This is a genomic window from Streptomyces aurantiogriseus (assembly GCF_014649375.1).
GTDB classification, from domain to species: Bacteria; Actinomycetota; Actinomycetes; order Streptomycetales; family Streptomycetaceae; genus Streptomyces; species Streptomyces aurantiogriseus.
The window spans coordinates 171489-195444 of record NZ_BMSX01000002.1 but is presented as its reverse complement, the minus strand read 5'-3'; the positions used below and the strand labels follow the sequence as shown (position 1 = coordinate 195444).

At 72.1% G+C, this 23956-nt stretch carries 26 protein-coding genes; 9 read left to right on the top strand and 17 right to left on the bottom strand.

Features of this window, described 5'->3' with window-relative positions; all coding sequences use genetic code 11:
• Positions 1-156: 156 nt before the first annotated feature.
• Complete coding sequence (locus IE263_RS04390; protein WP_189932381.1) at positions 157-951, bottom strand: RNA polymerase sigma factor SigF; 795 nt, start codon at positions 949-951, stop codon at positions 157-159.
• A gap of 266 nt (positions 952-1217) precedes the next feature.
• Between IE263_RS04390 and IE263_RS04385 the strand changes: the two genes are divergently transcribed.
• From IE263_RS04385 to IE263_RS04365, 5 genes are all read left to right on the top strand, one after another.
• Positions 1218-3017, top strand: a complete 1800-nt coding sequence (locus tag IE263_RS04385) for a thiamine pyrophosphate-requiring protein (RefSeq protein WP_189932379.1) — start codon at positions 1218-1220, stop codon at positions 3015-3017.
• A 98-nt stretch (positions 3018-3115) separates the two neighbouring features.
• A complete protein-coding gene (locus tag IE263_RS04380; RefSeq protein ID WP_189932377.1) occupies positions 3116-3493 on the top strand; it encodes a DUF2795 domain-containing protein in 378 nt (125 codons plus the stop codon).
• An 8-nt stretch (positions 3494-3501) separates the two neighbouring features.
• Positions 3502-4158 (top strand): diguanylate cyclase, encoded by a 657-nt coding sequence (locus IE263_RS04375; RefSeq protein ID WP_189933154.1) that lies wholly within the window; start codon positions 3502-3504, stop codon positions 4156-4158.
• A gap of 17 nt (positions 4159-4175) precedes the next feature.
• Positions 4176-4718, top strand: coding sequence for a type 1 glutamine amidotransferase domain-containing protein (locus IE263_RS04370; protein WP_189932360.1), 543 nt, complete (start codon positions 4176-4178; stop codon positions 4716-4718).
• Complete coding sequence (locus IE263_RS04365) at positions 4718-6820, top strand: catalase (protein WP_189932358.1); 2103 nt, start codon at positions 4718-4720, stop codon at positions 6818-6820. The genes IE263_RS04370 and IE263_RS04365 overlap by 1 nt, the downstream gene beginning before the upstream one ends.
• 62 nt (positions 6821-6882) lie before the next feature.
• On the opposite strand, the gene IE263_RS04360 is transcribed toward IE263_RS04365, so the two are convergent.
• Positions 6883-7221 (bottom strand): DUF6158 family protein, encoded by a 339-nt coding sequence (locus tag IE263_RS04360; RefSeq protein ID WP_189932356.1) that lies wholly within the window; start codon positions 7219-7221, stop codon positions 6883-6885.
• A 55-nt stretch (positions 7222-7276) separates the two neighbouring features.
• Between IE263_RS04360 and IE263_RS04355 the strand changes: the two genes are divergently transcribed.
• Positions 7277-8380 carry a baeRF2 domain-containing protein gene (locus IE263_RS04355; RefSeq protein ID WP_189932354.1) on the top strand — a complete coding sequence of 368 codons (1104 nt, stop codon included), beginning with the start codon at positions 7277-7279 and terminating at the stop codon, positions 8378-8380.
• Between the two features lie 65 nt (positions 8381-8445).
• Here IE263_RS04355 and IE263_RS04350 read toward each other — a convergent pair whose 3' ends face one another.
• Both IE263_RS04350 and IE263_RS04345 read right to left on the bottom strand, forming a co-directional pair.
• Positions 8446-10065 carry an ABC-F family ATP-binding cassette domain-containing protein gene (locus tag IE263_RS04350; protein WP_189932352.1) on the bottom strand — a complete coding sequence of 540 codons (1620 nt, stop codon included), beginning with the start codon at positions 10063-10065 and terminating at the stop codon, positions 8446-8448.
• 333 nt (positions 10066-10398) lie between these two features.
• Entirely contained in the window at positions 10399-11055 is a 657-nt protein-coding gene (locus IE263_RS04345; protein WP_189932350.1) for a histidine phosphatase family protein, read from the bottom strand.
• Between the two features lie 66 nt (positions 11056-11121).
• Here IE263_RS04345 and IE263_RS04340 point away from each other — a divergent pair, with 66 nt between their 5' ends.
• From IE263_RS04340 to IE263_RS04330, 3 genes are all read left to right on the top strand, one after another.
• Positions 11122-12609: a bifunctional phosphatase PAP2/diacylglycerol kinase family protein gene (locus IE263_RS04340; RefSeq protein ID WP_189932348.1), complete on the top strand. Its 1488-nt coding sequence runs from the start codon at positions 11122-11124 to the stop codon at positions 12607-12609.
• Positions 12610-12751: 142 nt separating this feature from the next.
• Entirely contained in the window at positions 12752-13573 is an 822-nt protein-coding gene (locus tag IE263_RS04335; protein WP_189932346.1) for a class I SAM-dependent methyltransferase, read from the top strand.
• Between the two features lie 43 nt (positions 13574-13616).
• Positions 13617-13787 (top strand): hydrophobic protein, encoded by a 171-nt coding sequence (locus IE263_RS04330; RefSeq protein WP_189932343.1) that lies wholly within the window; start codon positions 13617-13619, stop codon positions 13785-13787.
• A 72-nt stretch (positions 13788-13859) separates the two neighbouring features.
• On the opposite strand, the gene IE263_RS04325 is transcribed toward IE263_RS04330, so the two are convergent.
• The 13 genes from IE263_RS04325 to IE263_RS04265 all read right to left on the bottom strand — a co-directional run bounded on the left by IE263_RS04325 (position 13860) and on the right by IE263_RS04265 (position 23829).
• Positions 13860-14144: a gas vesicle protein K gene (locus IE263_RS04325; RefSeq protein WP_189932341.1), complete on the bottom strand. Its 285-nt coding sequence runs from the start codon at positions 14142-14144 to the stop codon at positions 13860-13862.
• Complete coding sequence (locus tag IE263_RS04320) at positions 14141-14329, bottom strand: gas vesicle protein (RefSeq protein ID WP_189932338.1); 189 nt, start codon at positions 14327-14329, stop codon at positions 14141-14143. The genes IE263_RS04325 and IE263_RS04320 overlap by 4 nt, the downstream gene beginning before the upstream one ends.
• Complete coding sequence (locus IE263_RS04315; RefSeq protein ID WP_189932336.1) at positions 14326-15135, bottom strand: GvpL/GvpF family gas vesicle protein; 810 nt, start codon at positions 15133-15135, stop codon at positions 14326-14328. The genes IE263_RS04320 and IE263_RS04315 overlap by 4 nt, the downstream gene beginning before the upstream one ends.
• Entirely contained in the window at positions 15132-15473 is a 342-nt protein-coding gene (locus IE263_RS04310; protein WP_189932334.1) for a gas vesicle protein, read from the bottom strand. The genes IE263_RS04315 and IE263_RS04310 overlap by 4 nt, the downstream gene beginning before the upstream one ends.
• On the bottom strand, positions 15470-16582 hold the full coding sequence (locus IE263_RS04305) for an SRPBCC family protein (RefSeq protein ID WP_189932333.1): 1113 nt from the start codon (positions 16580-16582) through the stop codon (positions 15470-15472). The genes IE263_RS04310 and IE263_RS04305 overlap by 4 nt, the downstream gene beginning before the upstream one ends.
• Complete coding sequence (locus tag IE263_RS04300) at positions 16579-17268, bottom strand: DNA primase (protein ID WP_189932332.1); 690 nt, start codon at positions 17266-17268, stop codon at positions 16579-16581. The genes IE263_RS04305 and IE263_RS04300 overlap by 4 nt, the downstream gene beginning before the upstream one ends.
• Positions 17265-17525 (bottom strand): gas vesicle protein GvpG, encoded by a 261-nt coding sequence (locus IE263_RS04295; protein ID WP_189932331.1) that lies wholly within the window; start codon positions 17523-17525, stop codon positions 17265-17267. Before IE263_RS04295 ends, IE263_RS04300 begins: the two co-directional genes overlap by 4 nt.
• Before the next feature lie 26 nt (positions 17526-17551).
• Positions 17552-18304 carry a GvpL/GvpF family gas vesicle protein gene (locus IE263_RS04290; protein WP_189932330.1) on the bottom strand — a complete coding sequence of 251 codons (753 nt, stop codon included), beginning with the start codon at positions 18302-18304 and terminating at the stop codon, positions 17552-17554.
• On the bottom strand, positions 18301-18726 hold the full coding sequence (locus IE263_RS04285) for a gas vesicle structural protein GvpA (protein ID WP_189932329.1): 426 nt from the start codon (positions 18724-18726) through the stop codon (positions 18301-18303). The genes IE263_RS04290 and IE263_RS04285 overlap by 4 nt, the downstream gene beginning before the upstream one ends.
• Before the next feature lie 58 nt (positions 18727-18784).
• Positions 18785-19192 carry a gas vesicle protein GvpO gene (locus IE263_RS04280; protein ID WP_189932328.1) on the bottom strand — a complete coding sequence of 136 codons (408 nt, stop codon included), beginning with the start codon at positions 19190-19192 and terminating at the stop codon, positions 18785-18787.
• Between the two features lie 101 nt (positions 19193-19293).
• Complete coding sequence (gene ligD / locus IE263_RS04275; protein WP_189932326.1) at positions 19294-20223, bottom strand: non-homologous end-joining DNA ligase; 930 nt, start codon at positions 20221-20223, stop codon at positions 19294-19296.
• A complete protein-coding gene (locus IE263_RS04270; protein ID WP_189932325.1) occupies positions 20220-22076 on the bottom strand; it encodes a transketolase in 1857 nt (618 codons plus the stop codon). Before IE263_RS04270 ends, ligD begins: the two co-directional genes overlap by 4 nt.
• A 4-nt stretch (positions 22077-22080) precedes the next feature.
• Complete coding sequence (locus tag IE263_RS04265; RefSeq protein ID WP_189932324.1) at positions 22081-23829, bottom strand: FAD-dependent oxidoreductase; 1749 nt, start codon at positions 23827-23829, stop codon at positions 22081-22083.
• Positions 23830-23956: the final 127 nt, after the last annotated feature.

Here is a 23956-nt window from a genome sequence, read left to right as displayed (position 1 = left end):
GACTGCGGGGCACGCTGTCCGTGCCCCACAGCCATGACAGCCCGCGTCGGCCGGTACCGCGCGCGACCGCGGTCCATTGGCGGGACGGAAGCCCCCAACCGGGTGACTTCTCGGGAGGGCCGGGGGAAAGCGCTCTCAACCGCAGCCGTAGCCGCCCTACGCCGCGTCCTTCAACACCTGTTCCCGCAGCCGGTCGCAGCACCGATTGATCAGCCGGGACACATGCATCTGCGAAATCCCCAACTGCTCGGCGATCCGACTCTGCGTCATGTCCCCGAAGAACCGCATGTAGAGAATCGCCCGCTCCCGCTCGGGCAGCGCGGCGAGCCGCGGCTTCACGGCCTCCCGGTCGACCACCGTGTCGAGCGCGGGGTCGACCACCCCCAGCGCGTCGCTCAACGAGTACCCGTCCTCGCTCCCCGGCATCTCCGCGTCCAGGGACAGCGCGGTGAAACTCTCCAGCGCCTCCAGCCCTTCCCGCACCTCGGCCTCGCTCAGCTGCGCGTGCTCGGCGATCTCGGTGACGGTCGGGCGGCGCCCGGAGACGGTCTGGGACAGGTCCTGGCAGGCGAACCGCACCCGGTTGCGCAGGTCCTGCACCCGGCGCGGCACATGCAGGGTCCACATGTGGTCACGGAAGTGCCGCTTGATCTCCCCGGTGACGGTCGGGACGGCGTAGCTCTCGAACGCGTTGCCGCGCTCGGGGTCGTAGCGGTCGACGGCCTTGACCAGGCCGAGGGCCGCGACCTGACGGAGGTCCTCGAAGCTCTCGCCGCGGCTGCGGAAGCGGCCGGCGAGGCGGTCGGCCATGGGCAGCCAGGCCTCGACGATCTGTGCGCGGAGCGCGTCGCGCTGAGGGCCCGGCGGCAGTGCGGCGAGCCTGCGGAAGTCCTCGGCGGTGTCGGGCGCGTCGTCGTGCGGGTGGTGCTTCGCGGTCGCTCGGTTTCGCATGGTGCGTAGCAACTCCCTTGGAAGTGCTCTGTGTTGGCCGGTCAACGTGGGAGCGCGCGGCAGCAGCCGGACGGACCTGCCGGGGCCGCGGCATGCGGTGTCCCACGGACGTGCCTCCGGTCCGAAGCACTGTGACTGCGCCTGCCCCCGGCCCCTGCCCGCAAACACCGGCCCAGGTTTTCCGGCCGCCCCCGGGGTGACTCGGCAGGGGTCACGACACGCGTCCCCATTCCTTCGTTCTCCCGACGTCCGGGGAGGTCCCTTCCATGAGCACCAAGGTCTCCGACCATGTACTGCAGCGGCTGCGCGAATGGGATGTCGAGCAGGTCTTCGGCTATCCCGGCGACGGCATCAACGGCCTGCTCGCCGCGTGGGGGCGGGCCGACGACCAGCCGCGGTTCGTGCAGTCCCGGCACGAGGAGATGTCGGCGTTCCAGGCGGTCGGCTACGCCAAGTTCAGCGGCCGTCTCGGGGTGTGCGCGGCGACGTCCGGACCGGGTGCGATCCACCTCCTGAACGGCCTGTACGACGCCAAGCTGGACCATGTGCCGGTGCTGGCGATCGTCGGCCAGACGCACCGCACCGCGATGGGCGGCTCCTACCAGCAGGAGGTGGACCTGCACACGCTGTTCAAGGACGTCGCCTCGGAGTTCGTGGAGACGGTGACGGTCCCCGAGCAGCTGCCGAACGTCCTCGACCGGGCGATCCGCACCGCGTACGCCCGCCGCTGCCCCACCGCGATCATCATCCCCGGGGACGTGCAGGAGCTGGACTACTCGCCGCCGACGCACGAGTTCAAGATGGTGCCCTCCAGCCTCGACCAGAGCGCGTGGACGACCGTCCCGTCCGAGGAGTCGCTGCGGCGGGCCGCGGAGATCCTCGACTCGGGTGACAAGGTGGCGATCCTGGTCGGCCAGGGTGCGGCCGGGGCGCGCGCGGAGGTGGAGCGGATCGCCGAGCTGCTCGGCGCGGGCGTGGCCAAGGCACTGCTCGGCAAGGATGTCCTCAGCGACGAACTCCCCTACGTCACCGGCTCGATCGGCCTGCTGGGCACCCGTCCGTCGTACGAGCTGATGCGGGACTGCGACACCCTGCTGACGATCGGTTCCTCCTTTCCGTACACGCAGTTCCTGCCGGAGTTCGGCAAGGCGCGGGGTGTGCAGATCGACATCGATCCGCACATGGTCGGGATGCGCTACCCGTTCGAGGTGAATCTCGTCGGCGACGCGAAGGAGACGCTGCGGCGGCTGATCCCGATGCTGACGTCGGAGGAGACACGCGGCCGCGAGTGGTTCGAGACGGTGTGCGACAACGTACGGCACTGGCGGGAGGTGATGGAGCGGCGGGCGGAGCTGTCCGCCGACCCGATCAACCCGGAGTACGTGGCCCGGGCCCTGGACCCGCTGCTGCCGGCCGACGTGATCCTCACCTCCGACTCGGGGTCGGTGGCCAACTGGTACGCGCGCCATCTGACGCTGAAGCCCGGGATGCGCGGCTCGCTGTCCGGCACGCTGGCGACGATGGGCTGCGGGGTGCCGTACGCGATCGGCGCGAAGTTCGCCCACCCGGACCGGCCGGTGATCGCGCTGGTCGGGGACGGGGCGATGCAGATGAACGGCCTCGCGGAGCTGATCACGGCGGCGAAGTACAAGGACCGCTGGCCGGATCCGAGGCTGGTCGTCGCCGTGTGGAACAACCACGACCTCAACCAGGTGACGTGGGAGATGCGGGCCATGGAGGGCGCCCCGTCCTTCCTGCCCTCGCAGCAGCTGCCGGACGTGCAGTACGCGGCGTTCGCCCGCTCCCTGGGGCTGACCGGGGTACGCGTGGAGAAGCCGGAGGACGTCGAGGCGGGCTGGCGTACGGCGCTGGAGGCGGACGGGCCCGCGGTGGTGGAGTTCCTCACCGACCCGGCGGTACCGCCGATCCCGCCGCACGCGACCTGGGAGCAGATGGAGGCGACGGCCGCGTCGATCCTCAGGGGCGACGCGGACCGGGGGTCCGTCATCAAGCAGGGGTTCAAGGCGAAGATGCAGGAGTTCCTGCCGGGCCGGGAGAAGAAGTAGCCCCCTGGCCGGTGCGGGACATCGGCGGGATGTATGCCGTGTCGGCTCCCGCCCCACGGGTACGCGGTGGGCCGGCCCCCGAAGATCTGGAGGGAGACATGCAGCGAGGCAGTGACCGGCTGAGTGTCCACCGGGACGACGAGATGAAGCACGAACTGCAGGGTCTGCTCAGGTCCGGGCACCCCACGCGGTCCGAGGAGTGGCACGACCCCGAGCCGTCCGCCGAGGACGACCCGGAGGTCTGGGGTGGTCCGGTGGTGCCCGGGAACGCCCGGGCGTCGCTCGCGACGGTACGGCTGGAGCTGGCCCGGATCCTGGGCCGCAGTTCCTTCCCCGCCGGCCCGGAGGAGCTCGCCCGGACCCTGCGCCGCAAGAACGCGCCGGACGCCCTCGTGGAGGCGGTGCGGCAGCTGCCGCACCGGGAGCGTTACGCCACCGTGCAGCAGCTGGCCGAGACGCTGGTCAGGGGCGGCTGATGCGGCTGATGGGCCAGGACCGGGCCACCCGGGCCGCCGCGACCGGCACCAGCGTCGACGTCGGCGAGGCGACGACCCGCTATCTGCTGTACGGGCTGCTGCCCGGCTGGTTCGTGCCCGGGATCGCCGACTGGGCCATGCACCGGCGCACCCGGATCGAGGACACCGCCGGCACCAAGGAGTCCTTGATCCACTCGCTGATGATGGCGGAAGTCGGCCTCCCGATCGCGCTCACCCTGCGGTACGAGGTGAACCCGCTGCTGCTGTCCGTGCAGCTGGCGGGTGCCGCGGTGCACGAGGCGACCGCGCTGTGGGACGTGCGGACGGCCGTCAGGAGCGAGCGTGAGGTCAAGCCGGTCGAGCAGCACATCCACAGCTTCCTGGAGTCGCTGCCGTTCGGAGCGCTCGCGTCGCTGATGTGCCTGCACGCCGACCAGGTGAAGTCCCTGGTGAAGGGCGGGCGCGGCGCCCCGGACGCATGGCGGCTGGTCCCGCGCCGCCGCCCGCTCTCGCGCGCCTACCTCGCGGGCATCGCCGCCGCGATCGGCACGTGTGTGCTCCTGCCCTACGGCGAGGAGCTGCTGCGCTGCCGGCGCGCGGCCAAGGCAAGGAAGAAAGAGCGTGCCGGGGGCGACGCGGCCCACTGGCGGGCGAACGGCCACTGAGAGGACGTTGAACGATCATGCGTATCGCTTTTCTGACGGCACCCGAGGGCGTGGAGCAGGTCGAGCTGACCGATCCCTGGCAGGCTGCGGTGGACGCCGGCCACGAGCCCGTCCTCGTCTCGACGAAGTCCGGTGAGATCCAGGCCTTCAACCACCTCAGCAAGGCCGACACGTTCATGGTGGACGACGTCGTCGGCGAGGTGCCGGCCGAGTCCTTCGGCGGGCTGGTCCTGCCGGGCGGCGTCGCCAACCCCGACTTCCTGCGGATGGACGAGAAGGCCGTGGCCTTCGTCAAGGACTTCTTCGAGCAGGGCCGCCCGGTCGCCGCGATCTGCCACGCCCCGTGGACGCTCGTCGAGGCGGACGTCGTACGGGGCCGCGAGCTGACCTCGTGGCCGAGCCTGCGGACGGACATCCGCAACGCGGGCGGCACCTGGGTCGACGAGCAGGTCAAGGTCTGCGACCACGGGCCCAACAAGCTGGTGACCAGCCGTAAGCCGGGCGATCTGAAGGCGTTCTGCGAGGCGTTCCTGGACGTGTTCGCGAAGGAGGCGAGCTGATGGGCTCCCCGGCCGACCGCAAGCAGGAGCAGCGCGAGGCCTTCCGCGCCGTGGACCCGGCCTCGGGGCCGTTGACCACCGACCAGGGTGTGGAGGTCGACCACACCGACGACTCGCTCGCCGCGGGTGAGCGCGGTCCGACGCTGATGGAGGACTTCCACTTCCGGGAGAAGCTCACCCGCTTCGATCACGAGCGCATCCCCGAGCGGGTGGTGCACGCGCGGGGCGCGGGCGCGTACGGCTACTTCGAACCGTACGAGTCCTGCGCGGAGTTCACCCGGGCTGCCTTCCTGCGGGATCCGTCGGTGCGCACGCCGGTGTTCGTGCGGTTCTCCACCGTGCAGGGCCCGAAGGGGTCGGCGGACACCGTGCGGGACGTGCGCGGCTTCGCCACCAAGTTCTACACGTCGGAGGGGAACTACGACCTGGTCGGGAACAACTTCCCGGTCTTCTTCATCCAGGACGGCATCAAGTTCCCCGACTTCGTGCACGCGGTGAAGCCGGAGCCGCACAACGACATCCCGACCGGCGCCTCCGCGCACGACACCCTGTGGGACTTCGTGTCGCTGCAGCCCGAGACGCTGCACGCGATCATGTGGCTGATGTCGGACCGGGCGATCCCGCGCAGCTACCGGATGATGCAGGGCTTCGGCGTGCACACGTTCCGGTTCGTGAACGCCGAGGGCCGCGGCACGTTCGTGAAGTTCCACTGGAAGCCGAAACTGGGCGTGCACTCGCTGGTGTGGGACGAGGCGCAGGAGTGCCAGGGCCGCGATCCGGACTTCAACCGGCGCGACCTGTGGAACGCGATCGAGGCGGGCGAGTACCCGGAGTGGGAGCTGGGCGTCCAGCTCGTGCCGGAGGAGGACGAGTTCTCCTTCGACTTCGATCTGCTCGACGCCACGAAGATCATCCCGGAGGAGCAGGTGCCGGTGCGGCCGATCGGCAGGATGGTGCTGGACCGCAACCCGGAGAACTTCTTCGCCGAGACCGAGCAGGTCGCCTTCCACACGGCGAACGTGGTGCCGGGCATCGACTTCACCAACGACCCGCTGCTGCAGGCCCGCAACTTCTCCTATCTGGACACCCAGTTGATCCGGCTGGGCGGCCCCAACTTCTCGCAGCTGCCCGTCAACCGGCCGGTGGCGCCGGTGCGCACCAACCAGCGCGACGGCTACCACCAGAGCACGATCCACCGGGGGACGAACTACTTCCCGAACTCTCTCGGCGGTGGCTGCCCGGCGCACGCGGGCGTCGACTCCACGGCGTTCACCCACTACACGGAACGCGTCGACGGCGCCAAGATCCGCCGACGCAGCCCGAGTTTCCAGGACCACTACAGCCAGCCGGCGCTGTTCTGGAACAGCATGTCCGACTGGGAGAAGCAGCACATCGTGCAGGCGTTCCGGTTCGAGCTCGGCAAGGTCGACGCGCGGACGGTGCGGGCCCGTACGGTGGAGCACCTGGCCAAGGTGGACGGCGAGTTGGCGGTCGAGGTGGCGCGCGGCATCGGCGTGCCGGAGCCGGAGGCCACGGAGACGGCGTCCAAGCTGTCCTCCCCCGCCCTCAGCCTGGAGTCGCTGCGCGGGAACGGGTCGATCCGCACCCGGCAGATCGCGGTGCTCGTCACCGACGGTGTGGACGCCGAGCAGGTGGCCTCGGTGCGGGAGGCGCTGGCCGCCGAGGGGGCGATCGTGGAGGCGCTGGCGGCCACGGACGGCACGGTGAAGGGGGCCGACGGTGAACTGTATGCAGTCGACCGCGCACTGCCGACCGTCGCCTCTGTCCTGTACGACGCCGTCCTGCTGCCCGGCGGCCCCACCGGCACCCCGCCGATCACGCTCGACCCGGACGCCATGCGCTTCGTCCGGGACGCCTACCGGCACGGCAAGCCCGTCGGGGCGGTGGGTTCCGGGGTGGGGGTGGTGTCGGCGCTGGAGCCGGAGGGCGTGCGGCTGTCGACCGAGTACCACCGGGTGGTGGCCGACCGGGGCGTGGTGACGGACACCTCGCCGGGCTCGGCGAGCAGGGAGTTCGTGGAGGCCTTCGTCGCCGCGATCGCGGCACACCGGCACTGGGACCGGCCGCCGGTGCGTCACTGATCCAGGGCGCTCCCGGCCGGTACGGCCGATTCCGGAAGGTCCCTCGAGCGGCCCCGGTGGGCTCAGGCCCTGCCGGGGCCCTCCGTCGTGCCGCGGCCCCACTTGCCGACCGGAGTGCCGGCCGAGGTCTTGCCGCCCCCGGCGTCCGCGGCGTCACGGTCCCGGGCGCCCTCGCGGGTGCGGCCCGGGGCGACGGAGCGACGCGGGTTGCGCCGCAGGTACTCGCCCTCCAGCTGGGCCATGCGGTCGTTGTGGGCGCGCAGCGCGTCGTTCGAGCCGTACAGCAGCGTGTCGTGGCGCGTGCGGTGGATCGTCTCCAGCTCCTTCATGAGCTGCTGGTCGTCCAGCCGGTCCGGGTCGACTCCGGTCATGGTCGTACCCCACTGTTCGTGTTCGTCCATGGGGTTCGGGTACCCGCCTGGAGCACACACCCCACGCGGCATCCGGGAGGGAGCCATGGATCTCGCTTTTCTGCATCCACTGTACGAACATTCCGGCCCCTGGGCCTCCGTCTACGTCGACACCTCCCGGCACACGGAGAGCACCCCCCACGAGCGGCACCTCACGGCCACCGCCATGGCGCGGGAGCTGGCGGAGCAAGGGGCGGACGAGGCCACCTGCCGGGCGGTGGAGAGGGCGATCGAGGAACTGGCCCACTCCTCGGAGCCGCACGGGCGGGCCCTGTTCGCCCGTGGCGGCGAGGTGGTCCTCGACCCGCCGCTGGCCCGGCCCCCGCAGGGCGACACCGCCGAGTGGGCGCCGCTGCCGCGGGTCACCCCGCTGCTGGAGCTGGCCGACCAGGACCCGGTGTGCGTGGTGGCGTACATCGACCGCAGGGGCGCGGACTTCGAGCTGCGCACGGGGCTGGGCCGTGAGGACGCGGGGAAGGTCGCCGGTCGGCAGTATCCCGTCCACCGCACGTCGACGGTCGACTGGTCCGAGCGGCACTTCCAGCTGAAGGTCGAGAACACCTGGGAGCACAACGCGGCGGAGATCGCCGACGCGCTCACCGTCTGCCAGGAGGAGACACGCGCCGACCTGCTGATCCTCGTCGGTGACGACCGGGAGCGGCGGGCCGTGCACGAGCGGTTGCCGCAGCGGCTGCACGACCGCGTGGTCGAGGCATCGCACGGCACGGGCAGCCGGCTGCTGGACGAGGACGTGGAGACGGCCCGTGCCGAGCACGCCCGCCGGCAGGCCGAGACCGAGCTGGAGCGCTTCCTGGCCGCCCGCGCACCGGACGCCGAGGGCCGCGCCGGGGCCGTGGAGGGCGTGCCCGCGCTGGTCGAGGCGGCCCGTGAGCACCGCATCGACGAACTGCTGATCCGCGCCGACGGCCCGGACACCCACCGCGAGGTGTGGATCGGCGAGGACCCGGACCAGCTGGCGGTGCGCCGTACGGAGCTGAAGACGCTCGGCGAGCAGCACTCGTGGCCGGCCCGCGCGGACGACGCGCTGATCCGGTCGGCGGTCGCCACGGACGCGCCCGTGCTCGTCGTACCCGCGGCCGGGGAGGAGGCGCCGGTGGGCGGCCTGGGCGCGCTGCTGCGCTGGAAGTAAGCCCCCCGGGGCCCGACCCGCCCTTCCGGCCACCGGGCTACCCGGCTACCCGGCTACCAGGACGGCTACCGGTCCCGCTCCACGCGCCGCTCGTCCCACACCGGTTCCGGGGTCTCCCGGACCCGGCCGTCGCTGCCGAAGACCAGGAAGCGGTCGAAGGAGCGGGCGAACCAGCGGTCGTGGGTGACCGCGAGGACCGTGCCGTCGAAGGCCTCCAGGCCCTCCTGGAGGGCCTCGGCGGACTCCAGGTCGAGGTTGTCGGTCGGCTCGTCGAGCAGCAGGGCCGTGGCGCCCTCCAGTTCCAGCAGCAGGATCTGGAAGCGGGCCTGCTGGCCGCCGGAGAGCCGGTCGAAGGTCTGCTCGGCCTGCTGGGTCAGCTCGTAGCGGCGCAGCCGGGACATGGCCGCGCCCCGGTCCTGGGAGTGTTCCTTCCACAGGATGTCCAGGAGCGTGCGGCCCTGGAGCTCCGGGTGGGCGTGGGTCTGGGCGAAGTGCCCCGGCAGCACGCGCGCCCCGAGCTTCCACGCACCGGTGTGCGCCACGTCCTCGCCGGCGAGGAGCCGCAGGAAGTGCGACTTGCCCGAGCCGTTGGAGCCGAGGACGGCGACGCGTTCGCCGTAGAAGACCTCCAGGTCGAAGGGCTTCATCAGGCCGGTCAGCTCGAGTCCCTCGCAGGTGACGGCCCTGACTCCCGTGCGACCGCCCTTGAGGCGCATCTTGATGTCCTGCTCGCGCGGCGGCTCGGGCGGCGGGCCCGCCTCCTCGAACTTGCGCAGCCGGGTCTGTGCGGCGTGGTAGCGGGAGGCCATCTCATGGCTGACGGACGCGGCCTGACGGAGGTTCAGCACCAGCTTCTTCAGCTGGGCGTGCTTCTCGTCCCACCGCTTGCGCAACTCCTCGAAGCGGGCGAAGCGTTCCCGTCGGGCCTCGTGGAAGGTGGCGAAGCCCCCGCCGTGCACCCAGGCGTCGGCACCGGCCGGGCCGGGCTCGACGGAGACGATCTTCTCGGCGGCGCGGGAGAGGAGTTCACGGTCGTGGGAGACGAAGAGGACCGTCTTGCGGGTCTCCTTCAGCCGCTCCTCCAGCCACCGCTTTCCGGGCACGTCCAGGTAGTTGTCGGGCTCGTCGAGCAGCAGCACCTCGTCGGTGCCGCGCAGCAGCGCCTCGAGGACGAGCCGCTTCTGCTCACCGCCGGACAGCGTACGCACCAGCCGGAACTGCGCCTTGTCGTACGGCACTCCCAGCGCGGCCGTCGTGCACATGTCCCACAGCGTCTCGGCCTCGTACCCGCGCGCCTCGGCCCAGTCGGCGAGGGCCTGCGCGTACTGGAGCTGGGCGGCCTCGTCGTCGACGGCCATGATCGCGTGCTCGGCCCGGTCGACGGCCTGCGCGGCCTCGCGGATGCGGGGCGGGGCGACGGAGACGAGGAGGTCGCGCACGGTCGTCTCGTCCCGGACGGAACCCACGAACTGGCGCATCACACCGAGCCCGCCGCTGACGGTGACGGTGCCGCCGTGCGGCTTCAGCTCACCGGAGATCAGCCGCAGCAGGGTCGTCTTCCCGGCCCCGTTGGGCCCGACGAGGGCCACGGCGGCCCCCTCGCCCACCCGGAAGGACACGTCGCCGAGCAACGCCCTCCCGTCGGGGAGGTAGTACTCGAGGTGCGCGGCTTCCAGATGTCCCATGAGGAGGCATTCTGCGGGCCGCCCCCGGAACGCGGCAAACCGATATTCACGCAGGCCGAGATCGCCGTCGGCCGCGGGACAGCGACAGCCCGGGAGCGTCACCGATGCCTCCGGCGGCGGGCGGCCGTCGGGGCACGCACGCGAAGAGCCGCCCCGGCCGGGAGGGCCTGCCGGTCCCGTGGTCGCCGGACCGCCCGCCCTGCCGACGGCCGACGAGCCGCAGACCCTGCGTCCACCGGCACAGCGACCGCATCGGACCGTGCCCCCGGCCCGGACGGCCGCGCTCCGGCCGGCCTCGGCCCGCCGCGGCCCGTCGGCCACAGCGGCCCCTGGTCACTCGGGTCCGTCCAGGGGTTCGCCTGCCGGGCCGGGCTCGCCGGAGGGGGTCACGGTCGTGCCTGCCCAGGTCAGGGCCTTCCAGCCGTCGGTCGGGGAGCCTTCCAGGATGACCGTGCCGGTGTTGGCGAGGCGGTGGGTGGCGGCGAAGGGGACGTCGACGTTGTGGGCACGGGCGGCGGACCAGGTGCGGATGGCGGCGCCGTGGCTGATCAGGGCGACGGTGCCGGCGCCGCTCGCGGCGGCCTCGGCGACCACGGCGTCGTAGCGGGCGAGGAACTCGGTGCCGTTCTCGCCGCCGGGTATGCGCAGCCGGGTGTCGCCGGCCGCCCAGGCGAAGGCGGTGCGCATGTAGCGCTCGCCGTCCGCCGAGTGGCCGGGGAGGAGTTCCAGGTCGCCGGCGGAGATCTCGCGGATACCGTCACGGACGCGTACGTCGAGGCCGCGGGCGGCGGCCAGCGGGGCGGCCGTGAGCTGGGTGCGGACGAGGGTGGAGGCGTACAGGGCCTCGATGTCCTCGTCGGCGAGGGCCCTGGGGAGCGCGGCGGCCTGCCGCTCGCCGAGTTCGGTGAGGCCGGGGCCGGGAACGGCGGTGTCCAGCAGGTAGTCCACGTTGGTGGGGGTCTCCCCGTGGCGGACGAGGATCAGACGCATCCGGTCACCCTCCCGTGTCGGTGCCGCCTCGCGCGGGAAACGGCCCCTGCAGGGTACCCGCAGCCCATGAACCCAGACGTCGATCTCACCGCCCCGCAGCCCGGCCGCCACCCCCTGCGCGACCGGCTGCTCGCCCTCGACTGCCGGCTGTTCGAGTTCGCCGCCGAACGCGACTGGCCCGCCGCGGAGCCGGTCCTGCCGCGGCTGAGCCGCAGCGCCAACCACGGCGTGCTGTGGTTCGCGGCGGCGGCCGCGATGGCGGCGAGCCGCACGCCCCGGGCCCGTCGGGCCGCCGCCCGCGGGCTCGCCTCGCTGAGCCTGGCCTCCCTGACGATCAACACCCTCGGCAAGCGCTCGGTGCGCCGCCCGCGGCCCGTGCTGGATCCGGTGCCGCTGGTCCGGCAGCTCAAGCGGCAGCCGATCACCACGTCCTTCCCGTCCGGTCACTCCGCGTCGGCGGCGGCCTTCGCGACCGGCGTCGCACTGGAGTCGCCGGCGTGGGGTGCGGCGGTGGCGCCGGTCGCGTTCTCGGTGGCGATGTCCCGCGTCTACACGGGCGTCCACTTCCCGAGCGACGTCCTCGCGGGCGCTGCCCTGGGCGCGGGTGCCGCGTTCGCCGTACGGGGTCTGGTGCCCACCCGGGGCCCGGCCGTCCCGCCGGCCCGGCCCCGTGCGCAGGCGCCCGCGCTGCCCGAGGGGGAGGGTCTGGTGGTCGTGGCCAACACCGCCGCCGGGACCGCCGACCGGGTCCGTGCGCTGCACGACACCCTGCCGCGCGCGGAGGTCGTCGCGTGCGAACCGGCGGATGTGCCGGCCGAGTTGGAGAAGGCGGCGGCCCGTGCCCGGGTGCTCGGGGTGTGCGGCGGCGACGGCACGGTGAACACGGCCGCCGAGGTCGCCCTGCGCCACGGGCTGCCGCTGGCCGTCGTCCCCGGCGGCACCCTCAACCACTTCGCGTACGACCTGGGCGTGGAGGACGTGCGGACGCTGGCCCGGGCCGTACGGGACGGTGAGGCGGTGCGCGTGGATGCGGGCCGGTTCGTCTGCGGGGCGCGGCAGGGCGTCTTCCTCAACACCTGCAGCCTGGGCGTCTATCCGGAGCTGGTGCGCGAGCGGGACCGCTGGTCGCAGCGGATCGGCGACTGGCCCGCCGGCGTTCTCGCGGCTCTGCGGGTGCTGCGCGCGGGCCGGCATCCGCTGGAGGCCGAAGTCGGGGGCAGCGCCCGCCCGTTGTGGCTGCTGTTCGCCGGCAACGGCACCTACCACCGGCTGGGCCTCGCCCCGGGCCGTCGCGTCGACCTGGCCGACGGCCGGCTCGACGTACGGGTCGTGCACGGCGGCCGCAGGCCCGCGCTGCGCCTGCTCGCCGCGGCCTTCGCGGGCCCCCTGACCCGGTCCCCCGTCCACGCCGCCGTCCAGGTCGGCCGAGTGCACCTCAGGAACGTCGCCCCGGGCACGCTCCTCGCCCACGACGGCGAAGTCACCGAGGTCCAGGGCGAGGTGACGCTGGAGAAGCTGCCCGAGGCGCTGACGGTGTACCGGCCCCGGCCCTGATACGCGCCGCTCATATCTGACGGTGCATCAGTCCATATCGCAGAACAAACTGTCTCAGCATTCGATTGGCCGCGTACGGTGACGAGTATCGCCCCGGGCTTCGCGGAGCCCGGGGGCCGGTCCGTCGAGAAGGGGCAGAGCCATGCCGAACGCACGAGAGACCGCCGTCTACACGCACGGGCACCACGAGTCGGTGCTGCGCTCGCACACCTGGCGGACCGCCGCCAACTCCGCGGCTTATCTGCTGGGTTCACTCAAGCCCCACATGAAGATCCTGGACGTCGGCTGCGGGCCGGGCACCATCACCGCCGACCTGGCGGCCCTGGTCCCCGAGGGACACGTCACCGCCGTCGACCACGCGCCGGGCATCCTGGACCAGGCGCGGGCCACCGCCGCCGGGCGCGGCCTGACCAATGTCGACTTCGCGGTCGCCGACGTCCACGCCCTCGACTTCCCGGACGACACGTTCTGCGTGGTCCACGCCCATCAGGTCCTCCAGCACGTCGGGGACCCGGTGCAGGCGCTGCGGGAGATGCGGCGGGTCACCCGGCCGGGCGGGTTCGTCGCCGTACGGGACTCCGACTACGCGGCGATGACCTGGTATCCGGAGTCGCCCGGCCTGGACGGCTGGCTGGACCTGTACCGCCGCGTGGCCCGCGCCAACGGCGGCGAGCCGGACGCCGGGCGCCGGCTGAAGTCCTGGGCGCTGACCGCCGGCTTCACCGACATCACGGCCACATCGGCCACCTGGACCTTCAGCACCCCCGAGGAGCGGGCGTGGTGGAGCGGCCTGTGGGCCGACCGCACCCTCGCCTCCGCCTACGCCGGGCGCGCCACCGAGGGCGGGCACGCGACGGAGACCGAGTTGCGGGCCGTGTCGGAGGCCTGGCGGGAATGGGGAAAGCAGGAGGACGGATGGTTCAGCGTTCTGCACGGAGAGATTCTGTGCCGAAAGGACGCCTGATTCACGGAATCCGGGAAACCCGGACAGCAGGAGGTTTCACACTATGGTTCCCATCCTGCTGGTGCTGCTGCTGGTACTGATTCTTTTCGGTGCCGGATTCGCAGTGAAGGTGCTTTGGTGGATCGCGATCGCGGTTCTCGTTCTCTGGCTGCTGGGATTCCTGATGCGCGGAACGACCGCGGCGGGAGGCAGGGGCCGTTGGTACAGGTGGTGAATTAACCCCGGGAATTCAAGCAGAATTCATTCAACCGGCAACGGAAGAGTCATTCCCGGGGTCGTTCCCGGGTCATTCCCGGGGAAGCAGCGGTCCGAGCGGCCCGAGGTCCAGATTGAGGTCCTCGGGCCGCAGTCCGTAGCGCTCGCGCAGTTCGGTCATGCGGTCGTCGAGCAGCATCAGGGTGAGCCCGATCCGCTCCTCCTGCTCCTCGCTCAGGTCGCCCTGGTCGAAACGGCGCAGCGCCTGCCGTTCCATCAGCTGGCGCAGCAGCTCCACGACGGTGAGGACGAGTTTGACCAGGTCGCGCTCGACGGTGTCGGGCTCGAGGTCGAGACGGTTGCGTGGCGTCGTCACACCAGATCCCCCCAGGGCGCGGGCACGTTCTTGTTCACGGAACTGATCAGGGCGTTCAGGTCGATGCGGACGAGGTCGACGTCGGCGATCCGCAGCGTGATGTCGCCGGTGATGACGACCCCGCCGGCGAGCAGCCGGTCGAGCAGGTCCACGAGAGCGACCTCACGGCGCTCCACGACGGTCATGAGCCCTCCTCCTCCGACTGCGCGAACTCTAGGTCCACAAAGGAATAGGCCGCCCATGGACCGGTGAGTTCGACCCGCATTCCGGGTTCCTCACCCTTCGTCCGGTCCACTATTTCCACGAATTCCTCGGATTCCTTGCGCGGCACCAGATAGGCGGCGTTCAGCACGTTCTGTCCCGCGGCCCGGGAAAGGGCGGCGTTCTGCGGCGGGTGGAGGCGGGCGGCGTCCGCGTGCGCGGAGAGAAGAGAGTGCAGCCGGCCCGCGAATCGCTCCGCGCGGAGCCAGCTGTCCTCGTGCGCCTTGGCGCGCCTACGGCGCTGCACCAGATAGTCCCGGCCGGAAGCGGGTTTCGCCGGCGGCCCGGATTCCGCGGTGCCGGCGGTTGCGGTGCCGGCGGTTTCCGGGGTCTCGGCCTCGACATAGACCTTCACCCCCCACTCGACGCGCCCCTCCAGCCGGTCCAGGGTGCGCCGGAAGTCCTCCTCGCGGGCCTCGATCATCACGCGGACGCCGCTGTCGTCCCGGAAGACGGTCGCGAGCCGGAGCGGCAGCGGTGTGGTGACCGCCGTGAGCGCGTCGATGACCTGCTGGTGGCCGCGGGCGGTCGCGGCGAGCCAGTCCAGGTCCTCCAGGTGCGCCCGCAGCGGCTCCTCGGCGAAGTCCCGCTGCGGCACGTCACTGACGACGGCGACCAGGCCGTGATGGTGCAGCAGCTTGGCGGGCGCGCCGCCCACGCCCGTCAGCTCGGCCTGGAGCGGCGCGCCGAAGGGCCGGCAGATGGCGTACACGTACCGCAGTCCTGTCATGGGGACTCCTCCCGGGTACGGGCGCGGCCCGGTTCCAGTTCCTCCAGCCGCGCCAGCCGTTCACGCAACTCGGCGTTCTCCCGCGCGAGGGCGTCGCGGCGGGCGCGGGTGGACAGCTCCGGGTCGTCCTCCCACCAGTCGATGCCCATCTCCTTGGCCTTGTCGACCGAGGCGACGATGAGGCGGAGCTTGATCGTGAGCAGTTCGATGTCGAGCAGGTTGATCCGGATGTCGCCGGCGATGACGATCCCCTTGTCGAGGACGCGTTCCAGGATGTCGGCGAGATTGGACCCACCGCCCTGGCCGTACGGCTCCGGCATCCGGCTCGGCATGGTCATCGACGGCTCCCGTCGTCGTCCGCGGCCTCGTCCTCGTCGTACTCGTCCTCGTCCTCGTCCTCGTCCTCTTCCTCGGCCTCGGCCTCGGGTTGCTCTTCCTCTTCCTCGGCCTCAGGTTCCTCCTCGTCGGCCTCAGGTTCCTCCTCGTCGGCCTCGGCCTCGGGCTCCTCCTCGTCGTACTCCGACTCGGGCTCCTCGCCCTCTTCCTCTTCCTCGCCCTCTTTCTCCTCCGCGAGCGCGTCCTCGTGGGAGCGGACGACCTCGCCGTCGCGGATCTCGCCGCGCCAGCTGTCCTCCGCCTCGCCCTTGAGGGTGATGAAGCGGGCGAAGTGCTTCAGGTCGAGGCGGGCCCGTCGGCCCTGGGCGCGCCAGATGTTGCCGGTCTTCTCGAACAGGCCCACGGGGTAGTACTCGATGACCAGCAGGACGCGGGTGAGGTTGTCCGCGAGCCGGTGGAAGGAGACGACGCCCTTGGTGGTGCCCTTGGCGCCCTCCGACGTCCAGGAGATCCGGTCGTCCGCTATCTGCTCGGTCGTCTTCGCCTTCCAGCTGCGGTTGGACCAGAAGACCTTCAACTGCCAGTCGCTGGTGGTGTCGTCGGCGCGGCTCGCGCTCTTGACGCCCTTGGCGAAGGTGCTGAAGTCCTGGTACTGCGTCCACTGGTCGTAAGCGGTGCGCAGCGGCACGCCGACATCGATCTGCTCCATGATGACGGTGGGTTTGCTGCCCGACCCGCGCTTGCGTTTGCCCTTGCCGCCCAGGCTCTTCAGCGCGCCCATCACATTGTCCTTGACGCGAGTGGCGCCGAGCTCCAGCGCGGTACGCAGCGGGCCCTTGCCGGCGGCCAGTTTGCGGCCGCCGTCGAGGGCCAGCTTGGCGAAGCCGGGGCTCTTGCCCTCGGCGATGTCGTTGAGTCTGACGGTGGTCTCGCCGAGCTTGCGGCCGGCGCCGACCAGCAGGCGCTGGGCCTGCGCGGCGAGGTACTCCTGCACCTCCGCCTTCAGCCGGTCGGCTGCCTCGCTCTGCGCGACCCCGGCGAGCGGGCTGCCTCCGTTGGCCTTGCCGGCCGCGGAGGCCGCCGACGTCGCCCGTCCGAGGGTCTCGGTCATCGCTCACCGCCTCCCTTCGCTCCACCGGCCCCGGAGGCGGTCTGGGTGGCCGTCTTCCTGGCCGATGCGGTCTTCTTCGTCGCTGTCCTGCGCGCCGGGGCCGTTCGGGCGGACGTCTTCTGCCCGGAGACCTTCCTCGCGGTCTTCGCCGGCGTCTTCCGGGCCGCGGCCTTCTTCCGCTGCGGCTCCTCGCCCTCGTCACCCCGGTCCTCGTCCTGCGCCTCCTGCTCGTCCTGCGCCTCCTCGTCCTTCGGCTCCTCCTGCTCTTCCTGCGCCTCCTCGTCCTTCGGCTCCTCCTGCTCTTCCTGCTCGGCCTCCGGCTCCTCGTCCGCCTTCTCGGCCTCCTCGGCGTCGGTCCTGCCGGGGACGACGCCCGCGAGCTGGTCGCGGACCTGTGCGGTACGGCCGTGCAGCCGGTCGGCGAGCGAGTCGATCCGCCGCTCGACCACGGCCCCGGAGGCCGCCTTGCCGACCCCGCGCAGGTCCTCGCGGAGCTGGTCGCCGATCTCCTTGAACTGCGGGTTGTCCGCCAGCTGCCGCGACACCAGGTCCGCCAGCCCGCGCGGGGTCAGGTTCATCTTCTTGCCGGCCACCAGCGAGCCGACGGCGATCGCCGCCTTCAGCTTCTTGGTACGTCCGAGGACGTACCCGGCCCCTACCGCGAGGCCCAGTGCTATTCGGTTCATCGTTCCGTCCCGTCTGTTCCCGCGCTGCGGCGTGTGGCGATCTCCAGCCGGTCGAGGAGCTCGTCCTCCAACCGGTCGAACTCCTCCTCGGTGATCTCGCCGGCCTCCAACTGTTCCTCGAGCCGGGAGAGTTCGGCCCGGACCGTGGCGGGGTCGTAGTAGATGCGTTCCGCTTCGCTGAGCACCTGTCCGATCACCCATGCGCTGCCGCGCACCGGGGCGAACGGCAGCAGCAGCACCTCTGAGATCAGACCCATCTCCCTGCTCCTTCAGCTTCCGTGCTTCACTCCCCGGCCGTGCCCGCGGGCTGCGCCGGGCCGGGCTCGACGAAGCTGTACGGCGGCAGCGGCCCGTTGAGCCGCAGGTCGAGGTGTGGATTCTCCTTGCGCAGGTCGTCCATCGCGCTCGCGAACTCGGCGGCCCGATCCCGTGCCACCAGGAACGACACGTTGGCCAGCCAGCCCGTGGACTCGGGGCCCACGCTGACGGCGGCGGCCAGCGGCTCCAGCGCCTGCTGCACCTGGGCCGCGTCCTGGGCCTCACGGGCCTTGACCGCGGCGGCCACCATCTCGCCGAGCTGCAGCCGCTGCTCGTAGGTGCCGCCGCCCGCCTGCCGGTTGGCCTCGGCGAGGGCCCGCAGTTCGGGGCTCTCCGCCATCACCTGGTGCAGCACGGCCTCCTCGACATGAGTGGCCTTGACGTTGTACTCGACCTTGCCGTCGAGGGCCCGCAGCCGCTCCTGGTAGTGCTCGGCGCGCTCGGCGAGCACCCCGGTGACGGCCTTGTCGTCGGGGGCGACGCTGCCGAACCGCATGGGCAGCACACAGCCGTCGGCACCCACCTCGGCGAGGACGTTCTGGTGGGCCAGCAGTTCCTTGCGCTTGGGGCGCAGGTTCTCGGGCGCGTCGCTGACGACCGCCGCCAGCTCGCCCTCGGTCAGCACGCGCACCGGCAGCGGCGGCTCGCCGACGCCGGCCAGCTCCTCGGGAAGGTCGGCGTGCGAACGCGCGGTGATGCCGTAGACGTACGTGCTCACTCCTGTTCCTCCTTCCTGCGCGTGGACGTGGACTTGCGGGGACGCGGCCTGGACTCGGTCTCACCCTCCTCGCGGGCCTGCTTGAAGGCGCCTGAGATGGTCTCGGCGGCCCCGGACAGCGCGCCCTTGGACTTGCCGCGCGCGCCGGACTCGGTGATCTCGCCGACCAGGTCGGGCAGCCCCGGCGCCTTGCGCGGGCCTGCCTCCAGGTCGAGGCGGTTGCACGCCTCGGCGAAGCGCAGGTAGGTGTCGACGCTGGCCACGACGACCCGTACGTCGATCTTCAGGATCTCGATGCCCACCAGGGACACCCGGACGAACGCGTCGATCACGAGCCCCCTGTCCAGGACGAGCTCCAGTACGTCGTAGAGGCCGCTGCTGCCGCCCCCGCCGCCGGTCTGTTGTGCCGGGACAACGGTCATACCGACCGTGCCTCCTTGTCTTGGTAGTGGTGTTCGGGTGGGGGTGCGGGAAGGCGGCCTAACGGCCGCCGGGCCTGTGTGCGTCGGCCCTCCCGCGTTCGTAACGGCGAACGCGCCGGTAGCCGGTGAGCTGTCCCTGCGGGTCGAGATCGACCTGGTAGCTCGCCATCAGGCTCATCGTGTCGGGGACGCGGGCGAGCTCCATGACCTCGATCTCCAGCGACCAGCCGTCCTCCGTCTGCTCGAAGGACGACACGCTCTCGGCGGCCATGCCGGTCAGCTCCGCGAGCTGACTGCGCGCCTGCCGCAGGACCTCCATGGGGGTCGGCCGGTCGTCCGCCACGTTGTCACTCCTGTCGTTCGAGGAGTCGTCGTCTCTGGAAGCGTCTCTGGAACCGTTTCCGGAATCGCTCTTCGGCGAATTCCGTGAAGTCTGCGCATGCGATGTGTTCTTTGTGTTCGACATGGCCACCTCTTCCGGGTGGCCGGAAGGTCCTTGGCCAAACCTTCACGAGGGCATGGGTCTGGCCCGCCGGGCGGACGGGCTGCATACCGGCGGTATGTGGATCAGCCACGCAGGGCGTCGAGGCGGCGGCGGGCCGGCCCCAGGGCGCGGCCGCGGCCGGTCACCCCGGACCACGGGTGGGTGCGGGCCTGTTCGACGGCGTCGTCGACGGTCCAGCGGCGGGGGCCGAGCTCGGGGTCGTCGAGCTGCTCCCAGGTGACGGGCATGGCGACGGGCGCGCCGGGCCGGGCGCGCACGGTGAAGGGGGCGACGGCGGTCTGGGCGTAGGCGTTGCGCTGGACGTCGAGGTAGAGGCGGTCGCCGCGGTCCTTCTTGCGGGCGGCCGTGGTGAGCCGGGCGGGGTGTTCGGTGGCGAGCAGTTCGGCGGCGTCCCGGGCGAAGGCGCGCACCTCGTCGAAGTCGTGCTGCCCGTCGAGGCGGACGACGACGTGCAGTCCGCGGGAGCCGGTCGTCATCAGTGCCGAGGGCAGCCGGATCTCGTCGAGCAGCTCGCCCAGCCACCGGGCCGCCTCGCGGACGGCCCCGAAGTCGTCGCCGGGAGGATCGAGGTCGAAGATCATCACGTCGGGGTGGTCGACGGCATCGACCTTGGACAGCCAGCGGTGCAGGGTGAGACAGGCCTGGTCGGCGAGGTAGGCGAGGGTGGCGGCGTCGTCGCACACGGTGTGGCACACGGTGCCGTCCTCCTTCGGCACCTCTGCCCGGGTGATCCACTCCGGGTGGTGCTCGGGCGTGTTCTTCTGCATGAACCGGGGCCCGTCGAGCCCGTCCGGATGCCGCTCCAGCATCAGGGGCCGGCCGCGCAGATGCGGGAGCATGAACTCGGCCACCGACCGGTAGTAGTCGACGAGATCGCCTTTCGTGTACTCCTTGCCCTCGCCACCCCTGGGAAAGAGCACCTTCTCCGGCCGGTGGACCTCCACACTGCGGCGTCCGGCCCGCACCGTGCGGACGTCCCCGTCCGCGCTCACGGCACGACCGCCGTCTCCACCAGCAGCCGGGCGGAGGCGGCGACCGACTCGGCGTCGATCCCGGCCGCGTGCAGCTGCTCGTCCGGGCTCGCCGAGCCCGGCATCGTCCGCACGGCCAGGCGAACCAGGCGGGGCACGGGCCGCCCGTCGACGAAGGCGTCCAGGACGGCGTCGCCGAGGCCGCCCTCCTCGTGGTGGTCCTCCACGGTCACCAGACAGCCGGTCTCCTCGGCGGCCCGCCGCAGCGTGGCCCGGTCGACCGGCTTGACGGAGTACAGGTCGACGACCCGGACCGCGATCCCTTCGCCGTCGAGGGCCTCGGCGGCCTTCAGCGCCTCGTGCACGGTGACACCGGCCGCGACGAGCGTCAGCCGGTCCCGGCCGGAGGAGCGCAGCACCTTGCTGCCGCCCACCGGGAACTCCTCGTCGGGCCCGTAGATCACCGGGCCGGCGCCGCGCGAGGTGCGCAGGTACCGGATGCCGTCGAGGCCCGCCATGGCGGCGACCAGACGTGCGGTCTGGTTGGCGTCGCACGGGTACAGCACGGTCGAGCCGTGCACGGCCCGGAACATCGCCAGGTCCTCCAGGCCCATCTGCGAGGGCCCGTCCTGCCCGATGGCCACGCCCGCGTGCGAACCGACCAGGTTGATCCCGGCCCCGCTGATCGAGGCCATGCGCACGAAGTCGTACGCCCGGGTCAGGAAGGCCGCGAACGTGGAGGCGTACGGCACCCAGCCGCGCGTGGCGAGGCCCACGGCGGCGGCGACGAGCTGCTGTTCGGCGATGTAGCACTCGAAGAAGCGGTCGGGGTGCTCCTTGGCGAAGAACTCGGTGCGGGTGGAGTCACCGACCTCGCCGTCGAGGGCGACGACGTCACCGCGGGCCGTACCGAGGGCGGCGAGCGCCTGCCCGAACGCGTCGCGGGTCGCGACGCCCTTCTCCGGGTCGCCCTTCTCCCAGCGGGGCAGGTCGAGACGGCCCGTGGGGACCGAGTGCAGCATGCGGGTGGCGGGCGGCTCGTGCACCTCGACGCGCAGGTCGCGGGGCCCGCCGAGCTCCTCGATCGCCTCGTCCGCGTCGGGCAGCGGCTTGCCGTGCAGACCTTCGCGGTCCTGGACGGACTCCACGCCCCTGCCCTTGAGGGTGCGGGCGAGGATCGCGGTCGGCTGGCCCTTGGTGGACCAGGCCTCCCCGTAGGCACGGTCGATGGCGTCGACGTCGTGGCCGTCGATCTCGACGGTGTGCCAGCCGAAGGCCTGGAAGCGGCGGGCGTAGGCGTCGAGGTCGTGCCCGTGCCGGGTCGGGCCGCGCTGTCCGAGCCGGTTGACGTCGACGATCGCGGTGAGGTTGTCCAGGTGCTCGTGGCCCGCGTGCTCGGCGGCCTCCCACACCGAACCCTCGGCCAGCTCGCTGTCCCCGCACAGCACCCACACCCGCGCCCCGGAGCGGTCCAGCCGCTTCCCGGCGAGCGCGATACCGACACCCACCGGCAGCCCCTGCCCGAGCGACCCGGTGGCCGTCTCGACCCACGGCAGCCGCTGCGGGGTCGGGTGGCCCTCGAGCCGGCTGCCGAGCTTGCGGAAGCTGAGCAGTTCCTCGTCGTCGATCGCGCCGGCCGCCTTGTAGGCCGCGTACAGCAGCGGGGAGGCGTGCCCCTTGGAGAGGACGAAGCGGTCGTTGCCCGGGTGGGCGGGGCGGTCGAAGTCGTAGCGGAGGTGGTTCGCCAGCAGCACGGCCATCAGGTCCGCCGCGGACATCGAGGACGTCGGGTGCCCGGAACCCGCGGCGGCGGAGGCGCGGACGCTGTCCACGCGCAACTGCTGTCCGAGGTCGGTGAGTTCGGCGGTGTCCATGGGGTCAGTGGTCTCCTTCCGGAGAGGTGGAGTCGTTCCTGCCGGGCTCGGGGCCGGGCTGGTTCCTGCCGGGCACGGAACCGGGCTGGTTCCTGCCGGGCACGGAACCGGGCTGGTTCTTGGCGGGCTCGGAACCGGGCCGGCTCTTCGCGGGCTCGCTCTTCACGGGGTCGGGCGTCGGCGAAGTGATCGTCCGGGAGGTGTCCTCACCACCGCCCCCGCCCACGGCGCTCTCGACAGCGGACCCATCGGCCGTATCCGCGGAGCCCTGGTCCCGCCGACGCCTCGCGGGTTCCCTCTTCACCGGGTCGGGCGTCGGCGACGTGATCGTCCGGGACGTGTCCTCACCACCACCCCCGCCCACGGCGCTCTGGCCGTCCTCGTCCCCGATGTCGTCGGCGACGGCCGCCCCGGGCCCGGAAGCCGCCGTCTCCCGCTGCCGCTCACGGCCGTTCGGCACCCGCGCCAGCTCCGGCGACGCCGTGTCCAGCGGCACCGACCACGAGCGGACGAGCCCCAACTGGACGGCCTGACGCGGCAGTACGGCGTCCAGCAGCCAGTCGGCGGCGACGCGGACACGGTTGCCGGGCATGGCGGCGAGGTGGTAACCGCGGGTGACGGCACCGGCCGGCAGCCCGGACAGGGGGACGCCGAGCGGGTTGGCGGCGGCCTTGACCCCGCCGAGGTCGACGACGAAGCCCATGTCCTTGTGCCGGTAGGGCCGCAGCTCGCCGCCGGTCAGCGAGGCGGCGATGTTGTGCCCGGCGACCTTGCCCTGCCGCCAGGCGTGCTGCGCGGTCATCGGCGTGTACTGCCCGGGCTTCTCCAGGTCGGGCACGGCGGCCGCGTCCCCGCATGCGAACACCTCGGGCCGGCCCGGGACCTGCAGCGTGGGCTCGACGAGGAGCCGGCCGCGTTCCATGGGCAGTCCGAGGGATTCGGCGAGCGGATCGGGCCGTACGCCCACGCACCACACGAGGGTGCGGGTGTCGACGAACTCGCCGTCGGTCAGCAGGACTCCGTCGCCGGTGGCCTCCTTCACGGAGGTCCCCATACGTACGTCGACGCCGCGCTCGCGCAACACCTGGTCGGCGGTGCGCGACAGCCGCTGGTCCAGTTCGGGCAGGACGCGGGGCGCGATGTCGAGGAGCAGCCAGCGCGGCCGCATGCCCTTGCGCAGGGGGTGCGAGCGCACCAGCGCATCGGTGAACAGCTGCCCCTGCGCGGCGACTTCGGTGCCGGTGTAGCCGGCGCCGACCACCACGAACGTACAGCGCGCGGCGCATTCCCCGGCGTTGTCGGCGGTGGCGGCCAGCTCCACCTGGCGGGTGACGTGGTCGCGCAGGTAGAGCGCCTCGGGCAGCCCCCGGAAACCGTGCGCGTGCTCGGCGACGCCGGGGATGGGCAACAGCTTGTTGACGCTGCCGGCGGCGAGCACGAGCCGGTCGTAGCCGAGCGTGCCCGGCCGGTCCTCGGGGTCGGTGTAGTGGACGGTGCGTCCGTCGAGGTCGATGCGACCGGCCTCGCCGAGCACCAGCCGTACCCCCGGCAGCGTGCCGGAGAGGGAGACGGTGACCCGGCGTGGTTCGAGGATGCCGGCGGCCACCTGGGGCAGCAGGGGCAGGTACAGGAAGTAGTCGGTCGGATTCAGCAGGGTGATGTCGGCCCGGCCCCGGGCCGCCCGCGCCAGGGTGCGGGCCGTCCGGTACCCGGCGAAACCGGCTCCGACGATCACGATGCGGGGTCGACTCACGGTTCGCCTCCCGGCGGTCTGCGACGTACGGGAATCTGCCGTACGAGGGTTTCCGCGTCCCCCCGGCCGGGGCGGCCAAACGTGGGGCGGGGCGCGCCTCGGGGGGTGCAGGGGACGCAGTCCCCGC

What these genes read in the sequence shown, in the direction of transcription:
- IE263_RS04345 (WP_189932350.1), bottom strand. Translation starts at nt 11,055, where the DNA reads ATGCGTCTGATCCTCGTCCGCCACGGGGAGACCCCCACCAACGTGGAC.
- IE263_RS04375 (WP_189933154.1), top strand. Translation starts at nt 3,502, where the DNA reads ATGGGCCAGGACCGGGCCACCCGGGCCGCCGCGACCGGCACCAGCGTC.
- IE263_RS04350 (WP_189932352.1), bottom strand. Translation starts at nt 10,065, where the DNA reads ATGGGACATCTGGAAGCCGCGCACCTCGAGTACTACCTCCCCGACGGG.
- IE263_RS04340 (WP_189932348.1), top strand. Translation starts at nt 11,122, where the DNA reads ATGAACCCAGACGTCGATCTCACCGCCCCGCAGCCCGGCCGCCACCCC.
- IE263_RS04335 (WP_189932346.1), top strand. Translation starts at nt 12,752, where the DNA reads ATGCCGAACGCACGAGAGACCGCCGTCTACACGCACGGGCACCACGAG.
- IE263_RS04270 (WP_189932325.1), bottom strand. Translation starts at nt 22,076, where the DNA reads ATGGACACCGCCGAACTCACCGACCTCGGACAGCAGTTGCGCGTGGAC.
- IE263_RS04385 (WP_189932379.1), top strand. Translation starts at nt 1,218, where the DNA reads ATGAGCACCAAGGTCTCCGACCATGTACTGCAGCGGCTGCGCGAATGG.
- IE263_RS04310 (WP_189932334.1), bottom strand. Translation starts at nt 15,473, where the DNA reads ATGACCATGCCGAGCCGGATGCCGGAGCCGTACGGCCAGGGCGGTGGG.
- IE263_RS04285 (WP_189932329.1), bottom strand. Translation starts at nt 18,726, where the DNA reads ATGACCGTTGTCCCGGCACAACAGACCGGCGGCGGGGGCGGCAGCAGC.
- IE263_RS04320 (WP_189932338.1), bottom strand. Translation starts at nt 14,329, where the DNA reads ATGACCGTCGTGGAGCGCCGTGAGGTCGCTCTCGTGGACCTGCTCGAC.
- IE263_RS04360 (WP_189932356.1), bottom strand. Translation starts at nt 7,221, where the DNA reads ATGGACGAACACGAACAGTGGGGTACGACCATGACCGGAGTCGACCCG.
- IE263_RS04280 (WP_189932328.1), bottom strand. Translation starts at nt 19,192, where the DNA reads ATGTCGAACACAAAGAACACATCGCATGCGCAGACTTCACGGAATTCG.
- IE263_RS04305 (WP_189932333.1), bottom strand. Translation starts at nt 16,582, where the DNA reads ATGACCGAGACCCTCGGACGGGCGACGTCGGCGGCCTCCGCGGCCGGC.
- IE263_RS04300 (WP_189932332.1), bottom strand. Translation starts at nt 17,268, where the DNA reads ATGAACCGAATAGCACTGGGCCTCGCGGTAGGGGCCGGGTACGTCCTC.
- IE263_RS04390 (WP_189932381.1), bottom strand. Translation starts at nt 951, where the DNA reads ATGCGAAACCGAGCGACCGCGAAGCACCACCCGCACGACGACGCGCCC.
- IE263_RS04295 (WP_189932331.1), bottom strand. Translation starts at nt 17,525, where the DNA reads ATGGGTCTGATCTCAGAGGTGCTGCTGCTGCCGTTCGCCCCGGTGCGC.
- IE263_RS04330 (WP_189932343.1), top strand. Translation starts at nt 13,617, where the DNA reads ATGGTTCCCATCCTGCTGGTGCTGCTGCTGGTACTGATTCTTTTCGGT.
- IE263_RS04380 (WP_189932377.1), top strand. Translation starts at nt 3,116, where the DNA reads ATGCAGCGAGGCAGTGACCGGCTGAGTGTCCACCGGGACGACGAGATG.
- IE263_RS04365 (WP_189932358.1), top strand. Translation starts at nt 4,718, where the DNA reads ATGGGCTCCCCGGCCGACCGCAAGCAGGAGCAGCGCGAGGCCTTCCGC.
- IE263_RS04370 (WP_189932360.1), top strand. Translation starts at nt 4,176, where the DNA reads ATGCGTATCGCTTTTCTGACGGCACCCGAGGGCGTGGAGCAGGTCGAG.
- IE263_RS04315 (WP_189932336.1), bottom strand. Translation starts at nt 15,135, where the DNA reads ATGACAGGACTGCGGTACGTGTACGCCATCTGCCGGCCCTTCGGCGCG.
- IE263_RS04355 (WP_189932354.1), top strand. Translation starts at nt 7,277, where the DNA reads ATGGATCTCGCTTTTCTGCATCCACTGTACGAACATTCCGGCCCCTGG.